Here is a 13,280-nt window from a genome sequence, read left to right as displayed (position 1 = left end):
GGCGGCCGCGGTGGAGTGGCGGTGGCGGGGCTCAGTCCACGTCGACCACCACCGAGTGCCAGCCGGTCGCGCCGTCGGGGACGGTTCCGACACGGTGGTCGGTCTGGGTGGCGCCGGTACCGTCGGTCGCACGGACTTCGAGGGTGTGGTGGCCGGAAGTGGCGGGCCACTCCCACACCCACTGGCGCCAGGTGTCCCGGCCGTCCTCCGCGCCCAGTCGCGCGGCGTGCCAGTCGCCGCCGTCCACCCGTACCTCGACCCGGGAGATGCCCCGGTGCTGGGCCCAGGCGACCCCGCCGACCGGCACGGTGCCGGCCTTCGGCGAGGCGAAGGGGCGCGGGGTGTCGATCCGCGACTCCGTCTTGACGGTCGCCTGCGGGGCCCAGTCCCGCTTGACCCAGTAGGCGTCGTACGCGTCGAAGGTGGTCAGTTCGATGTCTTCGATCCACTTGCAGGCCGAGACGTATCCGTACAGACCGGGCACGAGCATCCGCACCGGGAAGCCGTGCTCGAACGGCAGTGGTTCGCCGTTCATGCCGAGGGCGAGCATCGCGTCGCGGCCGTCCAGGACGGTCTCCACGGGCGTGCCGAGGGTCATTCCGTCGACCGAACGCGAGACGAGCTGGTCGGCGGGACCCCCCCTCGACGGGGCCTCGACCCCGGCCTCCCGCAGCAGGTCCGCCAGGCGCACCCCGATCCACCGGGCGTTGCCGACGTACGGACCGCCGACTTCGTTGGACACACAGGCCAGGGTGATGTCCCGCTCGACGACCGGCCGCCGCAGCAGGTCCTGGTAGCCGAGGGTCAGCGGGTGTGCGACGCCCTTGCCGTGGATGCGCAGCCGCCAGCGGCCGGCGTCCACGCGGGGCACCACCAACGCGGTGTCCACCCGGTAGAAGCTCTTGTTCGGGGTGACGAACGAGCTGATGCCACGGACCCCCAGATCCGCGCCCCGGGGTACGGCGGGTGCGGCCGAGTCGGGCACCGGCAAGGCGATGTCCGCGCGTGAGGCGGAGGCTCCGGCCTGGACGGAGGCGGTGAGGCGGCGCCCCACGTACCCCGCCCCCGCCGAGGCCACCGCAGCCGCCGTGGCGGCGACCACGAAACCGCGCCGGTCGAAGGCGGACGCCGGAGCTGCCTCCGCCTCCGGGACGGGAGCCGGCCCGGCCTCCGGCTCCGGGGTGCGCCCCGGTCCGGTCTCCGTCTCTCCAGCCGCGGGAGACGGAGACACGGCAGACGGAGACACGGGAGTCGGGGGCCGGACCGGGACCGGTGCCAGCCGTCCGGCCAGGAGGTACAGAACTCCCGCCGCGAGAACCGCACCGACCACCGAGGGCAGGGCGTCGGAAGGGCTGCCCTCGGGCCGTCCCACCGCCGCCACCGCTCCGACCAGGCCGAAGACCAGTACCGCCGCGGCGCCGGCCCGCCGGTGCCGCGATGCCAGGACCCCCACCGCCATCGCGAAGAGCGCCAGCAGGGCGAGGATGCCGAGTCGCAGGACCAGCTTGTCGTCCGTGCCGAAGTGCCGTACGGCGAAGTCCTTCACGGCCGGGGGAGTGCGGTCGACGACCACCCCTCCCACCGCCGTGACCGGCCCCGCCTCGGGGCGTACGAGGGCGGCGACCAACTCCGCGACGCACAGGGCGCAGAACGCGGCGATCAGCCCGCTGAGAGCGGCCAGTGCGGCGCGCACCCAGCGGGACCGTCGGGCCCCCGGGTCCCCCTGCGGTCGCGTGTCGTTCCGGTCTGCTGTCACATGAGGGATTCGGTGCGGAACGCCCGACGGATTGGTCGTTCACCCGAACGTGCAACGCCTGGGCAGGGATTGACGTGGGGTCCGGCCCGTTCCCGCCTTGTCCCCGACCCGTCCCGGGCCCCCCGACCCTGATCAGGCCGCCGGGAACTCCATCAGCGCCAGCGGTGGAGACGTGGGCCGGGCCGATCCGCCCGCCGGCTCGACCGTGATGCCCATGCCCGTCGCGCGGTCCACCGGCCCGTCCAGGAGTACGGCCCCGTCCGCCGCGTCCGGGTCCATCAGCCCGGCCGGACGCATCGTCCCGCCGTCGGCGAACCAGAGTTGGTAGACCTTGCCGCGGGGCGGGCGTGCCATGCCGGAGGCGAGGAACACCGCCCGGTTCGCGCTCGCCGAGACCACGACCGTGCCGCGTGCCCCGGCCGCAGGCCGCCCCGAAGCGGTCCTCGCGTCCGGAGCCGACAGGACCCGTGCCACCCACTCGTTCTGCCGCTGGGCGCGGTGCGCCTCCTGCTGGGCGCCCCGCGCGACCTGACTCTGCCACAGGGCGACCCCGCCGAGGGTCGCGGCCGCGGCGAGGCAGGCGGCCAAGGCGTAGCGCGACCACCGTCCGGCGCGGCCGGGCGTCGTTCTCACGAGGCCGGAACTCCTCTGTCCCGGCGCCTCCTGGCGGACCGTCGCGATCCTGCGCAACACCTCGTCGCGCATGCCGCGCGGGGGAGCCGCGGAGACCGCGAGGGCGAGCCTGGACGCGGTGGCGGAGAGCTCCGCCACCTCCTGCCCGCACGCCGCGCACTCGGCCAGGTGGCGCTCGAAGGCCCGGCGTTCGTCCTCGGGGAGTGCGTGCAGCGCGTACGCCCCGGTCAACGTGTGCAGTTCGGCCGTGCTCACGCGCTCACCCCCAGGCAGTCGCGCATCCGGATCAGCCCGTCGCGCAGTCGGGTCTTCACCGTTCCCAGCGGTACGGAGAGGAGTTCGGCGACCTCACGGTAGGTCAGACCCCGGTAGTAGGCCAGGGTCACCGACTCGCGCTGGAGCTCGGAGAGGGTCCGCAGACAGCGGCGCACCTGCTCGCGCTCCAGGCGGATCTCGACCTGCTCGGTGACCTCGTCGTAGGCGGGGGTGCGCTCCAGCAGGGCGGCCCGGTGCTCCCGCGCCGCGGACGCCTCCGCCGACCTGACCCGGTCGACCGCCCGGTGGTGGGCGAGCGTCAGCACCCAGTTCATGGCGCTGCCCCGCGACGGCTGGTAGCGCGGCGCGGTCCGCCACACCTCGACCAGTACCTCCTGCGTGACCTCCTCGGACTGGGCCGGATCCCGCAGCACGGTCCGGACCAGTCCGAGCACCGGCCCGCAGATCGCGTCGTGGACCTGGGCGAAGGCGCGCTGATCACCCCGGGCGACCTGGACCAGCAGGTCCTGGAGGTCAGGTCCGGTCGACGGCACGGGGCCGATGTACACGGCTTCTTTCAAGGCGGCTTCCTCCCGGGTGGCTCATGGAGTACCACCTGATTCGGAGCCGTCGGCCGTACGGATGGGTGCGGACGGGTACGAATCCTCCGTCACGCCGGAGCCGGGTGCGGTGGCTCGGCGGGTGGAGCCGGCGCGGGGAATCCTTCCACGGTCCGGCCCGCGCGGCGCGGAGGCCGGCACGGAAGAACCCCGGCCGCCCGTCCGGGGGGACGGTGACCGGGGCTCCTGAGGGCTGTCCGGCGGGGGCGGCCGACGTCAGGCGGTGGCGGAGCCGCTCTCCTGCTCGCGCTCGACCTGCTCGTTCCACTCGCGCTTGACGGCGCGCCAGGCGTCGTCGTTCTGGCCGAGACGCCAGTAACCCGAGATCGAGAGCCGGTCCAGCGGGATCCGGCGCTCCACCCGCAGATACCGGCGGATCTCCTTGACGAAGCCCGCCTCGCCGTGGACGAACGCCTGGACCTCGCCCTCGGGGAAGTCCAGCCCGAGCACCGCGGCGGTGACCCGTTCGCCGAACGGGCGCTCGCCCCGGTGCAGCCACGTCACCGACACCCCGGCGGGGGCGGTCACCTTTTGTTCCTCGGAGGCGTCGGACACCTCGATGAACACATGGCCCCGGGCGTTCGCGGGCATCTGCTCCAGTGCCACCGCAATGGCCGGAATCGCGCTCTCGTCGCCCACCAGCAGGTGCCAGTCGGCCGACTCCTGCGGGGCGTAGCCGCCGCCCGGGCCGAGGAGCGTCATCAGGTCGCCGGGAGCGGCCTTCGCGGCCCACGGACCGGCCAGGCCCTCGTCGCCGTGCACGACGAAGTCGATCGCGAGCTCGCGGGTGGACGGGTCCCAGGAGCGCACGGTGTACGTACGCGTGGTCGGCCACAGCTCGCGCGGGTAAGACTCGCGGATCGCCGCCATGTCGAAGGGGTGCGTGTAGTCGGCGCCCTCGGGTGCGAAGCAGAGCTTCACGTAATGGTCGGCCCAGCCCTCGGTCTCGAAGGCGGCGAGGCCCTCGCCGCCCAGGACCACCCGCACCATGTGGGGAGTGATCTGCTCGGTGCGCACGACCTGCGCACCCTTGCCCTTGGGCGGTTGCCGCGTCGGACGTGCCACGTGGATCTCCCTGTGCTGGACGGTTCGGGGCCCGGGAAACGGGGACTCGCCCCCCTGGGGACCGAATAACTTAGGTCAACCTAAGCTAGCACCGGCCGGACGGCAGGGGCAGAGGCGGTCCCGTAAGCAATGCGTGCGCGCGCCGTAGCCGGGGCGGACGCGCACCCCGGGCCAGGGAACCACGGTTTCCTGTGGGTGTCCGCCCGGGCGGACGGATCCGGCGGGACCGGGGGGCCCTCAGGAGTGCAGCGCCGAGAGGAGTCGTTGCAGCGCTCCGCGCAGCCCCCACCGCTCGGCCAGCTCCGAGAGGGCCACCGCGTCGCGCGCCTCGCGGGGCAGCACCGGGTCGAATGCGGGCAGCGGTACGTCCCCGGCGACCCGCACGACCTTCGGTGCGACCGCGACGTACTCCCGGGCCTCGTCCAGCCGCCTGCGCTGCGAGGGGGTCAGCTTCGCCGCCGGGTCGTCCACCGCGGCCATGATGCCTGCGAGGTCGCCGTAGGCGTCCAGCAGCTTCGCGGCCGTCTTCTCGCCGATGCCCGGGACGCCCGGGAGGCCGTCGCTGGGGTCACCGCGCAACAGGGCCAGATCGACGTAACCCCGGCCGTCGACGCCGTACTTCTCGCGCAGCACCGCCTCGTCGGTCACCTGGAGCGTGCCGACGCCCTTGAGCGGGTACAGCACCCGCACCCCGCGCGCGTCGTCCACCAGCTGGTAGAGGTCCCGGTCGCCGGTGACGATGTCCACCGGCCCGGTCGCCAGGCCGGTGAGGGTCCCGATGACGTCGTCCGCCTCGTACGGCGCGACGCCCACGCGGGCGATGCCCACCGCGTCCAGCACCGCTTCGATCACCGGGACCTGCGGGGAGAGCGTGTCCGGGGTCTCCTCCACGTCGGCCTGGCCCGCCGGGGTCTCCACGGCCACCCGGTGCGCCTTGTACGTCGGGATCAGGTCGACCCGCCAGGCCGGCCGCCAGTCCGCGTCCATGCAGGCCACCAGATCGTCGGGGTGGTGGTCCTGGACCAGCCGCCCGATGAAGTCCAGCAGCCCGCGCACGGCGTTGACCGGGGTGCCGTCGGGTGCGCGCACCGAGTCCGGCACGCCGAAGTAGGCGCGGTAGTACAGGGAAGCGGTGTCGAGGAGCATCAGGCGTCGCGTCACCCCCCGATCATGCCCCACGGCACCGACAGTGGCCCGGTCGTGCCCCACGGCACCGACAGAGGTCCGGTCATGCCCCACGCCACCGACGGGGGCCCGACCGCGTCTGCGGGAGGCCGCCCCTCAGGAGTGACCCGGAACACATTCGTGTTTGCTCCGGATAAGGCCGGGCAGACGCGGCACCGGAGCGGATCACGTCCAAATTTCAACTTGTGTACGTGCCATGCGGACCGATTCCGTGCCGCTCCACGGTTCGTCGACGGGGGTGGCGAACCGTTCCGGTTCAACCCGCGAGGTGTATGTGTCAAGGCTCCAGGCCGAACACCTGTACAAGGTGTTCGGCAGACGACCCGATCAGGCCGTGGAGAAACTCGAAGCCGGCGCGAGCCGTGACGAGCTGCGTGCCGACGGAACGACCGCTGCGGTGATCGACGCGTCGTTCACCGTGGAACCGGGGCAGATCTTCGTCGTGATGGGTCTCTCGGGCTCAGGCAAGTCCACGCTTCTGCGGATGCTCAACGGACTGCTGGAACCCACAGCCGGAAGCGTGCTCTTCGACGGCCAGGACCTGACCTCCCTGAGCCCGCGCGAACTGCGCCACGTCCGCTCGTCCAAAATCAGCATGGTCTTCCAGCACTTCGCGCTCTTCCCGCACCGCAGTGTGCTGGAGAACGCCGCGTACGGCCTGGAGGTGCAGGGAGTGCCCAGGGCCGAGCGTGAGAAGCGCGCCGCCGAGGCGCTGGAGCTGACCGGGCTCGGCGGCTGGGAGAAGTCCTGGCCCGACGAGCTGTCGGGCGGCATGCAGCAGCGCGTCGGGCTGGCCCGCGCGCTGGCCACCGACGCCGACCTGCTGCTGATGGACGAGTCCTTCAGCGCACTGGACCCGCTGATCCGCCGCGACATGCAGGACCAGCTGCTGGAACTCCAGAAGCGCCTGAAGAAGACCATCGTCTTCATCACCCACGACCTCAACGAGGCCATGCGCCTCGGCGACAGCATCGCGGTGATGCGCAACGGCGAGATCGTGCAACTGGGCTCCGCCGAGGACATCCTCGTCACCCCGGCCAACGACTACGTCGCCTCCTTCACCCAGGACGTCGACCGCGCCCGGGTGCTGACCGCCGGCGCCATCATGGCCGAACCGCACACCGTCATGGGCTCCACGACCGAGGACGGCACCGAACTGCGCACCCCGCGGGACGTACTGTTCGCGGCTCCCGCCACCGTCGCCGAGTCCACGCCGATCATCGAACTCTTCACCCCGTGCGCGTCGAGCGCCACCCCGGTCGCCGTGACCGACGAACGGGGCAGACTCGTCGGGGTGGTCCCGCGCGAGCGGCTCCTCGCCGTGCTGGGCGAACCGATGAAGCCCGCCGCGCCGATGCCCCCCGCCGAGGACGCCGCGCCCGCCGCGACGACCGTCCCCGAGGACCTCACCGCGAAGAAGGTGGCCGGTGTTTAGGCTCCCTCTCGGCGAATGGGTCAACTCCGCGGTCGACTGGCTGCAGGTCCATCTCGCCTGGCTCTTCGACGCCATCAGTTCACTCGTCAGCGGCATGTTCGACGGCATCGCGGCCGTCCTCTCCGCCCCCGCCCCCCTGCTCTTCGCGGGCATCGTCGCCGTCATCGCCTGGTGGCTGCGCGGACTGCCCGCGGGTCTTCTCGCGTTCGTGGGATTCGCCCTCATCGACTCCGTCGAGCTGTGGGACGAGGCGATGGACACCCTCACCCTGGTGCTCGTCGCCACCATCGTCACGCTGGTCCTGGCAGTCCCGCTCGGCATCTGGGCCTCCCGGTCCAAGACCGTCAGCGCGGTGACCCGGCCGGTGCTGGACTTCATGCAGACCATGCCCGCCATGGTCTATCTGATCCCCGGTGTGATCTTCTTCGGCGTCGGTGTCGTCCCCGGCATCATCGCCACCATCATCTTCGCGCTGCCCCCGGGCGTCCGGATGACCGAACTCGGCATCCGCCAGGTCGACGGCGAACTCGTCGAAGCCGCCGAGGCGTTCGGCACCACCTCCCGCAACACCCTGCTGCGCGTGCAGCTCCCGCTGGCGCTGCCCACGATCATGGCGGGTATCAACCAGGTCATCATGCTGGGCCTGTCCATGGTGGTCATCGCCGGCATGGTCGGCGGCGGCGGCCTCGGCGGCTCCGTCTACCGTGCCATCGGCAACGTCGACGTCGGCCTCGGCTTCGAGGCGGGCATCTCCATCGTCATCCTCGCCATGTACCTGGACCGGATGACGGGCGCGCTGGGGCGCGAGGTCTCCCCGCTGGGCCGCCGGGCGCTCGCCAAGGCCCAGGCTCTGGCCGGCGGTCCGAAGTTCTGGAACTACCGCCCGCAGGGTGCCGTCGCGCTCACCGGCGTGGTGATCCTCGCGCTCGTCGCCGGGGGCATGGGCGTCTTCGGCGGCGGCACGTCCTCCGCCACCGCCACGGGCTCCTCGTCCGTCGGTGCGGGCAAGAAGATCAGCATGGGGTACATCCCCTGGGACGAGGGCATCGCCTCCACCTACCTGTGGAAGGAACTGCTGGAGCGGCAGGGGTACGAGGTCGACGTCAAGCAGTACGAGGCCGGCGCGCTCTACACCGGCATGGCGAACGGCCAGATCGACTTCGAGACCGACTCCTGGCTCCCCGTCACCCATGCCAGCTACTGGAAGAAGTACCAGGACCGCCTGGACGACCTGGGCTCCTGGTACGGCCCCACCTCGCTGGAGCTGGCCGTCCCCGGTTACGTGAAGGACGTCCGTACCCTCGACGACCTCAAGGGCAAGGGCTCCTCGTTCAAGAACCGGATCGTCGGCATCGAGCCGAGCGCCGGCGAGTCGGCCCTGCTGAAGGAGAAGATCCTTCCGGGCTACGGCCTGGACGGCGAGTACAAGGTCGTCGACGGTTCCACGCCCTCGATGCTGGCCGAGCTGAAGCGCGCGTACGCCAAGAAGGAACCGATCGTGGTTCCGCTCTGGTCGCCGCACTGGGCCTACGACAACTACGACCTGACGAAGCTGAAGGACACCAAGAACCTCTGGGGCAAGGGCGACGGCATCCACACCCTCTCCCGCAAGGGCTTCGCCGCCGACAATCCCGAGGCCGCCTCCTGGCTGAAGAACTTCACGATGAGCGAGAAGCAGCTCACCAGCCTGGAAGCCGGGATCCAGAAAGCCGGCGCGGGCAAGGAGCAGGACGCCGTCCGCACCTGGCTGAAGGCCAACCCCGACGCCGCCGCGAAGTGGACCCCCGCTGCGAAGCAGTCCGCGGCCACCGACGGCAAGGACGAGCGCGACCGCGCCCTCGACGTCGCCTGGTTCCCCTGGGAGGAGGACATCGCCGCCACCTACCTGTGGAAGGCGGTCCTGGAGCAGCGCGGCTACACCGTCAACCTCAAGCAGTTCGAGGTCGGCCCGATGTACGCGGCGATGTCGCGCGGCCAGATCGACGTCCAGTTCGACGGCTGGCTACCGTACACGCAGGCGAACTACTGGAAGAAGTACCAGGACGACCTGACCGACGTCGGCTCCTGGTACGGCCCCACCTCCATCGAGGTCGCGGTGCCCTCCTACGTCAAGGACGTCCGTACGCTCGCCGACCTCAAGGGCAAGTCCTCCCGGTTCAAGGGACGCATCGTCGGCATCGAGCCCGGCACCGCCACCATGGAGAACCTGAAGAACAACGTGCTGCCGGCCTACGGGTTGGACAAGGAGTACAAGGTCGTCGACTCCTCCACCCCCGGCATGCTCGCCGAGCTGAAGCGGGCGTACGCGAAGAAGGAGCCGATCGCCGTCGTGCTCTGGACCCCGCACTGGGCGTACGACCAGTACGACCTCACCAAGCTGGCGGACCCGAAGAAGGGTTTCGGCACCGGTGACCGGCTGCACACGGTCGCGAGCAAGGAGTTTCCGAAGAACTACCCGCAGCTCACGAAGTGGTTCAAGGACTTCGAGCTGAGCGAGGACCAGCTCGCGGGACTGGAGAACGGCATCGCCAAGGCCGGTACCGGTCACGAGGAGGAAGCCGTGAAATCCTGGATGGACGCCCACCCGTCCATCGTGGACACGATGGCGCCGCAGTAGCCGCGCACTCCGCGTCGACGCAGGTCAGGGGTGGTCCATGCCGAGAGGCGGGGGCCACCCCCCGCGCGTTGCCGCACGTTCTCCTCGGTGGGGGAATCGCGCAACCACGTGCGTAAGGTGCTGGCAGCCGGGAGGATGGCCGGGCGGGAGGGAGTGGACATGGGCGAGAAGGACGAGAAGGAAGCACTGCGGGTGGGCGCCGCCGTACGCCGGCGCCGAAGAACCCTGGGGCTCACGCTGGCCGCCGTGGCCGCGCGGAGCGGCCTCTCGGTGCCCTTCCTCAGTCAGATCGAGAACGAGCGGGCCCGGCCCAGCGCGCAGTCGCTCACCCGGGTCGCCCTGGCGCTGGAGACCACTACCGCCAAGCTGCGCGAGGCCGCCGACTCGGCGCGCGCCGTGGACGTGGTGCGCGGCGGCGACGAGGACGGCGCCCGCCGGGTGGTGCGCGGACGCCACCAGCTCAGCGCCCTGGAGTTCATCGGCGAGCAGGACCTCGGCCGCGAGTTCCAGCACCGCAACGACGAACTCATGTACGTCGTCGAGGGTGCCGTCGAGGTCGAGGCGGAGGGACAGGCCTACCGCCTGGAACGCGGCGACACGCTCTTCCTCTCCGGCGGTGTACGCCACCGCTGGCGCGCCACCCTCCCCGGCACCCGGCTGCTGGTCGTCGCGGTGGCCGAACACATCGACGCCACCTACGACTCCCGCCGCTGACCGGCTCGGCGACCGGGGCCGCTTTCGGTCCGTACGGACGGCCGGCGGTCAGGCCGTACGCACGGCGGCGGGCCTCGGGCCGTTCCGGCCTGGGGGCGCCGCGAGCAGCGTGCCGCCGACCAGCCCCCGTACGGTACGCGTCCCGGCCACCACCCACGCGGCGGCCAGGCAGACGAAGAGCGCCTCGGCCAGCCAGCCGAAGGCGTGCAGACCGGTGTGGCGGGCCAGACCGGCCGCCCCGGTGACACAGGTGCCCAGCGGGAAGGTGAAGCCCCACCACGTCATCGCGAAGCCCATCCCGGCGCGCACGGCGCGCACGGTCAGGGCGGTGGAGAGGGCCAGCCAGAGCAGGGCGAAGCCCATGACCGGCACTCCGTAGAGCACCGCCAGCGCCCCGAGCCCGTTCGCGTACGGGGCACCCACCGTGCCCGGCGCCACATCGGCGAGCTGGTTCACGGCGGTGACGGACTGACCGAGCGGCCCCAGCACCAGGAAGAGCGTCGGCGTCAGCGCGAGGGGCAGCGGCCCGTGGTGCAGCAGCCGCGCGAGGACGAGGGGAAGGACGGCGAGCGTGGCCAGCACCGTCAGCCCGGCCATCGCGTAGCAGCCGAGGAGTAGCGCCTCCCGTCCCTGGCCCGCCGGGAGTTCCCGGATCAGGAGCGGCCCGAGCGCGGCGGAGACCAGGGGCGGGACCAGCGGCAGCAGCCACGCGGGGGCGGCGCTGCCGACATCGATGCGGTGGCGCACCACCATGAGGTACGGCACGGCCACCGCGACGCCCAGCCCCAGCACCGAGCCCGCCGAGTACAGCACCACGTCCACCAGCAGTGCGGCCCGCTCGCCCAGCACCGGCGTCCCGGCCACCATCGTGGCCCCGCCGACCGCGAGCAGCGCCATCGGCAGACAGCCGAGGAACGGGGCGACCGCGGGGTCCAGCAGATGGGCCCGGGCCTGGTCCCGGTGGTGGCGCCAGTGCCCGGCCCGGGCGGTGAGTACGGCCACGAGCAGCACGGCGGAGAGCGCCCAGACGACGGTGCACGCGCCCCTCAGCCCGGGGACGTCCACCGGCAGCGCCGTACCGGCGCTCGCGACGATCGCGGTGCCCATCACCGTCGCGTACCAGTTGGGTCCGAAATGGCGCAGCGACGGCAGGCGCGGGGCGTCGGGGAGGGTGATCGGCGGCCGGATCGCGGTCCGCTCATGGATGGCCATTACATGATTCTCTGCCGGGTACACCGCCCCCACCAGGCACTACAGGTCTATGGGGTCATAAGCTGACGTTATGCCCCATGCCGCCGACGACTCCGCCCGTGTGCCGCTGTCCCACCGCGTCCCCGACCTCGGGGCGCTGGAACTGCTGCTCTCCGTCGCCCGGCTCGGCAGTCTCGGCCGCGCCGCCAAGGAGCTCGGCATCACCCAGCCCGCCGCTTCCAGCCGGGTCCGCACGATGGAACGGCAGCTCGGTGTCGCCCTGCTGGACCGCTCGCCGCGCGGCTCCACCCTGACCGACGCGGGCGCCCTCGTCACCGACTGGGCCCGCCGGATCGTCGAGGCGGCCGAGGCCTTCGACGCGGGGGCGCAGGCGCTGCGGGACCGGCGGGACTCCCGGCTGCGGGTCGCGGCCAGCATGACGATCGCCGAGTACCTCCTGCCGGGCTGGCTGATCGCACTGCGCGCCGAACGCCCGGACACCGCCGTCTCCCTGCTCGCCGGGAACTCCGGACAAGTGGCCCGCAGGCTCCTCCTCGGCGAGGCCGACCTCGGGTTCGTGGAGGGCCTCACGACTCCGGAAGGGCTCGACGGCACGGTCGTCGCCCACGACCGCCTGGTGGTCGTCGTCGCCCCCGTCCACCCCTGGGCGCGCCGCCGCACCCTGCTGACCCCGCGGGAACTCGCCGCGACCCCGCTGATCCTCCGGGAGCGGGGCTCCGGCACCCGCCAGGTCCTGGACGCCGCCCTCGCCGGCCACGGGGGACTGGCCCAGCCGCTGCTGGAACTCTCCTCCACCACCGCGGTGAAGAGCGCGGCCGAGAGCGGCGCCGGACCGTGCGTCCTGAGCGAACTCGCCCTGGGCGAGGAGCTCTCCGCCCGCCGCCTGGTCCCCGTCCCGCTCGCCGGCGTACGGCTCCGGCGGCAGCTGCGGGCGGTCTGGCCCACCGGCCACCGCCCGGCCGGCCCCGCCCGCGACCTGCTCGCGCTGACGGCGCGAGCGGTCTAGGGCCTGTATGGGGGAGGCAGCTCGGACGGGCCGCCGGGCTCCTCGCCGCTCAGCTCCACCCCCGAGAGCCCGAGCCGCAGCGCCCCCTCGACGAGCGAGGCGATCGTGCGCGCGGCCGTCGCGTAGCCGAGTCCGGCCGGGGGATGGATGTTGGAGACGCAGTTGCGCTCGGCGTCCCGCCGCCCGACCCGGGGCGCGTACGTCAGGTAGGCGCCGAGGCTGTCGGCCGCGCTGAGCCCGGGGCGTTCGCCGATCAGGACGAGCACCAGCCGCGCGCCCACCCGCTCCCCGATCTCGTCTCCGAGCGCCACCCGCGCCTGGGAGGCGAGGACGACCGGGACGGCCTCCCGGCCTGGCCCCCCGCCCCCGTCCTCGCCGAGCAGCGGCACCAGGGCGTTCAGCAGCGGCAGCGCGTGGAGCTGGACCGCCGTGGCGGAGAGCCCGTCCGCGACCACCACCAGCGGGTCCCCGCCCGGCAGCCCGTCCAGTCGGGGACCGTCGTCCGGGTGCAGCGTCCGGCCCAGGTCCGGACGGCGCAGATAGGCCGCACGGTCCGGGGCGGCACTGCGCACCTCGGCGACCGGATGGCCCGTCAGCCCGGCCCGCACGGCACCGAAGTCCACCGCCCGGTGCACCGCGTCCCGCGCCTGGGCGTGCGCCGCCTGGAATTCCAGCAGATGCCGCAGCGGCAGCCCGTGGCCCACCCGGCCGAGCCCCACCCGGGCCGGAGTGTGCCGCCGCAGCGGCTCCCACAGGTCCGGACTCTCCTCCGCGTCCGTCAC

11 protein-coding genes are annotated in these 13,280 nt (G+C 72.5%); 4 read left to right on the top strand and 7 right to left on the bottom strand.

All coding sequences use genetic code 11. The annotated features are described in order from the left end of the window. Positions 1-31: 31 nt before the first annotated feature. The 5 genes from ACFYPN_RS14890 to ACFYPN_RS14870 all read right to left on the bottom strand — a co-directional run bounded on the left by ACFYPN_RS14890 (position 32) and on the right by ACFYPN_RS14870 (position 5,475). Positions 32-1,693, bottom strand: a complete 1,662-nt coding sequence (locus ACFYPN_RS14890) for a molybdopterin-dependent oxidoreductase (RefSeq protein ID WP_389298448.1) — start codon at positions 1,691-1,693, stop codon at positions 32-34. 195 nt (positions 1,694-1,888) lie between these two features. After that, the gene (locus tag ACFYPN_RS14885; protein ID WP_358759079.1) at positions 1,889-2,644 is read right to left on the bottom strand and encodes an anti-sigma factor; all 756 of its coding nucleotides are present in this window, start codon (positions 2,642-2,644) and stop codon (positions 1,889-1,891) included. After that, on the bottom strand, positions 2,641-3,225 hold the full coding sequence (locus ACFYPN_RS14880) for a sigma-70 family RNA polymerase sigma factor (protein ID WP_358759077.1): 585 nt from the start codon (positions 3,223-3,225) through the stop codon (positions 2,641-2,643). Before ACFYPN_RS14880 ends, ACFYPN_RS14885 begins: the two co-directional genes overlap by 4 nt. A gap of 255 nt (positions 3,226-3,480) precedes the next feature. Then, positions 3,481-4,329 carry a siderophore-interacting protein gene (locus ACFYPN_RS14875; protein WP_389298446.1) on the bottom strand — a complete coding sequence of 283 codons (849 nt, stop codon included), beginning with the start codon at positions 4,327-4,329 and terminating at the stop codon, positions 3,481-3,483. A 237-nt stretch (positions 4,330-4,566) separates the two neighbouring features. Further along, positions 4,567-5,475: a 5'-3' exonuclease H3TH domain-containing protein gene (locus tag ACFYPN_RS14870; protein ID WP_389298512.1), complete on the bottom strand. Its 909-nt coding sequence runs from the start codon at positions 5,473-5,475 to the stop codon at positions 4,567-4,569. A 373-nt stretch (positions 5,476-5,848) separates the two neighbouring features. Between ACFYPN_RS14870 and ACFYPN_RS14865 the strand changes: the two genes are divergently transcribed. The 3 genes from ACFYPN_RS14865 (at position 5,849) to ACFYPN_RS14855 (ending at position 10,280) form a co-directional block, all read left to right on the top strand. After that, positions 5,849-6,949 carry a glycine betaine/L-proline ABC transporter ATP-binding protein gene (locus ACFYPN_RS14865; RefSeq protein WP_389298510.1) on the top strand — a complete coding sequence of 367 codons (1,101 nt, stop codon included), beginning with the start codon at positions 5,849-5,851 and terminating at the stop codon, positions 6,947-6,949. Next, entirely contained in the window at positions 6,942-9,566 is a 2,625-nt protein-coding gene (locus ACFYPN_RS14860) for an ABC transporter permease/substrate binding protein (protein WP_389298444.1), read from the top strand. Before ACFYPN_RS14865 ends, ACFYPN_RS14860 begins: the two co-directional genes overlap by 8 nt. Before the next feature lie 159 nt (positions 9,567-9,725). After that, on the top strand, positions 9,726-10,280 hold the full coding sequence (locus ACFYPN_RS14855) for a cupin domain-containing protein (RefSeq protein WP_358759071.1): 555 nt from the start codon (positions 9,726-9,728) through the stop codon (positions 10,278-10,280). Between the two features lie 48 nt (positions 10,281-10,328). Here ACFYPN_RS14855 and ACFYPN_RS14850 read toward each other — a convergent pair whose 3' ends face one another. Further along, a complete protein-coding gene (locus tag ACFYPN_RS14850) occupies positions 10,329-11,492 on the bottom strand; it encodes a TDT family transporter (protein ID WP_389298442.1) in 1,164 nt (387 codons plus the stop codon). A 70-nt stretch (positions 11,493-11,562) separates the two neighbouring features. Here ACFYPN_RS14850 and ACFYPN_RS14845 point away from each other — a divergent pair, with 70 nt between their 5' ends. Further along, on the top strand, positions 11,563-12,498 hold the full coding sequence (locus tag ACFYPN_RS14845) for a LysR family transcriptional regulator (RefSeq protein ID WP_358759067.1): 936 nt from the start codon (positions 11,563-11,565) through the stop codon (positions 12,496-12,498). On the opposite strand, the gene eutC is transcribed toward ACFYPN_RS14845, so the two are convergent. Further along, positions 12,495-13,280: an ethanolamine ammonia-lyase subunit EutC gene (gene eutC / locus ACFYPN_RS14840; protein WP_389298440.1), complete on the bottom strand. Its 786-nt coding sequence runs from the start codon at positions 13,278-13,280 to the stop codon at positions 12,495-12,497. The two genes, ACFYPN_RS14845 and eutC, sit on opposite strands and share 4 nt — an antisense overlap.

The organism is Streptomyces sp. NPDC005576 (assembly GCF_042871745.1).
GTDB lineage: Bacteria > Actinomycetota > Actinomycetes > Streptomycetales > Streptomycetaceae > Streptomyces.
Note: the sequence above shows the minus strand (reverse complement) of the source record. Positions and strands in the feature narration are given on the sequence as shown.

What these genes read in the sequence shown, in the direction of transcription:
- ACFYPN_RS14870 (WP_389298512.1), bottom strand. Translation starts at nt 5,475, where the DNA reads ATGCTCCTCGACACCGCTTCCCTGTACTACCGCGCCTACTTCGGCGTG.
- ACFYPN_RS14845 (WP_358759067.1), top strand. Translation starts at nt 11,563, where the DNA reads ATGCCCCATGCCGCCGACGACTCCGCCCGTGTGCCGCTGTCCCACCGC.
- ACFYPN_RS14850 (WP_389298442.1), bottom strand. Translation starts at nt 11,492, where the DNA reads ATGGCCATCCATGAGCGGACCGCGATCCGGCCGCCGATCACCCTCCCC.
- ACFYPN_RS14855 (WP_358759071.1), top strand. Translation starts at nt 9,726, where the DNA reads ATGGGCGAGAAGGACGAGAAGGAAGCACTGCGGGTGGGCGCCGCCGTA.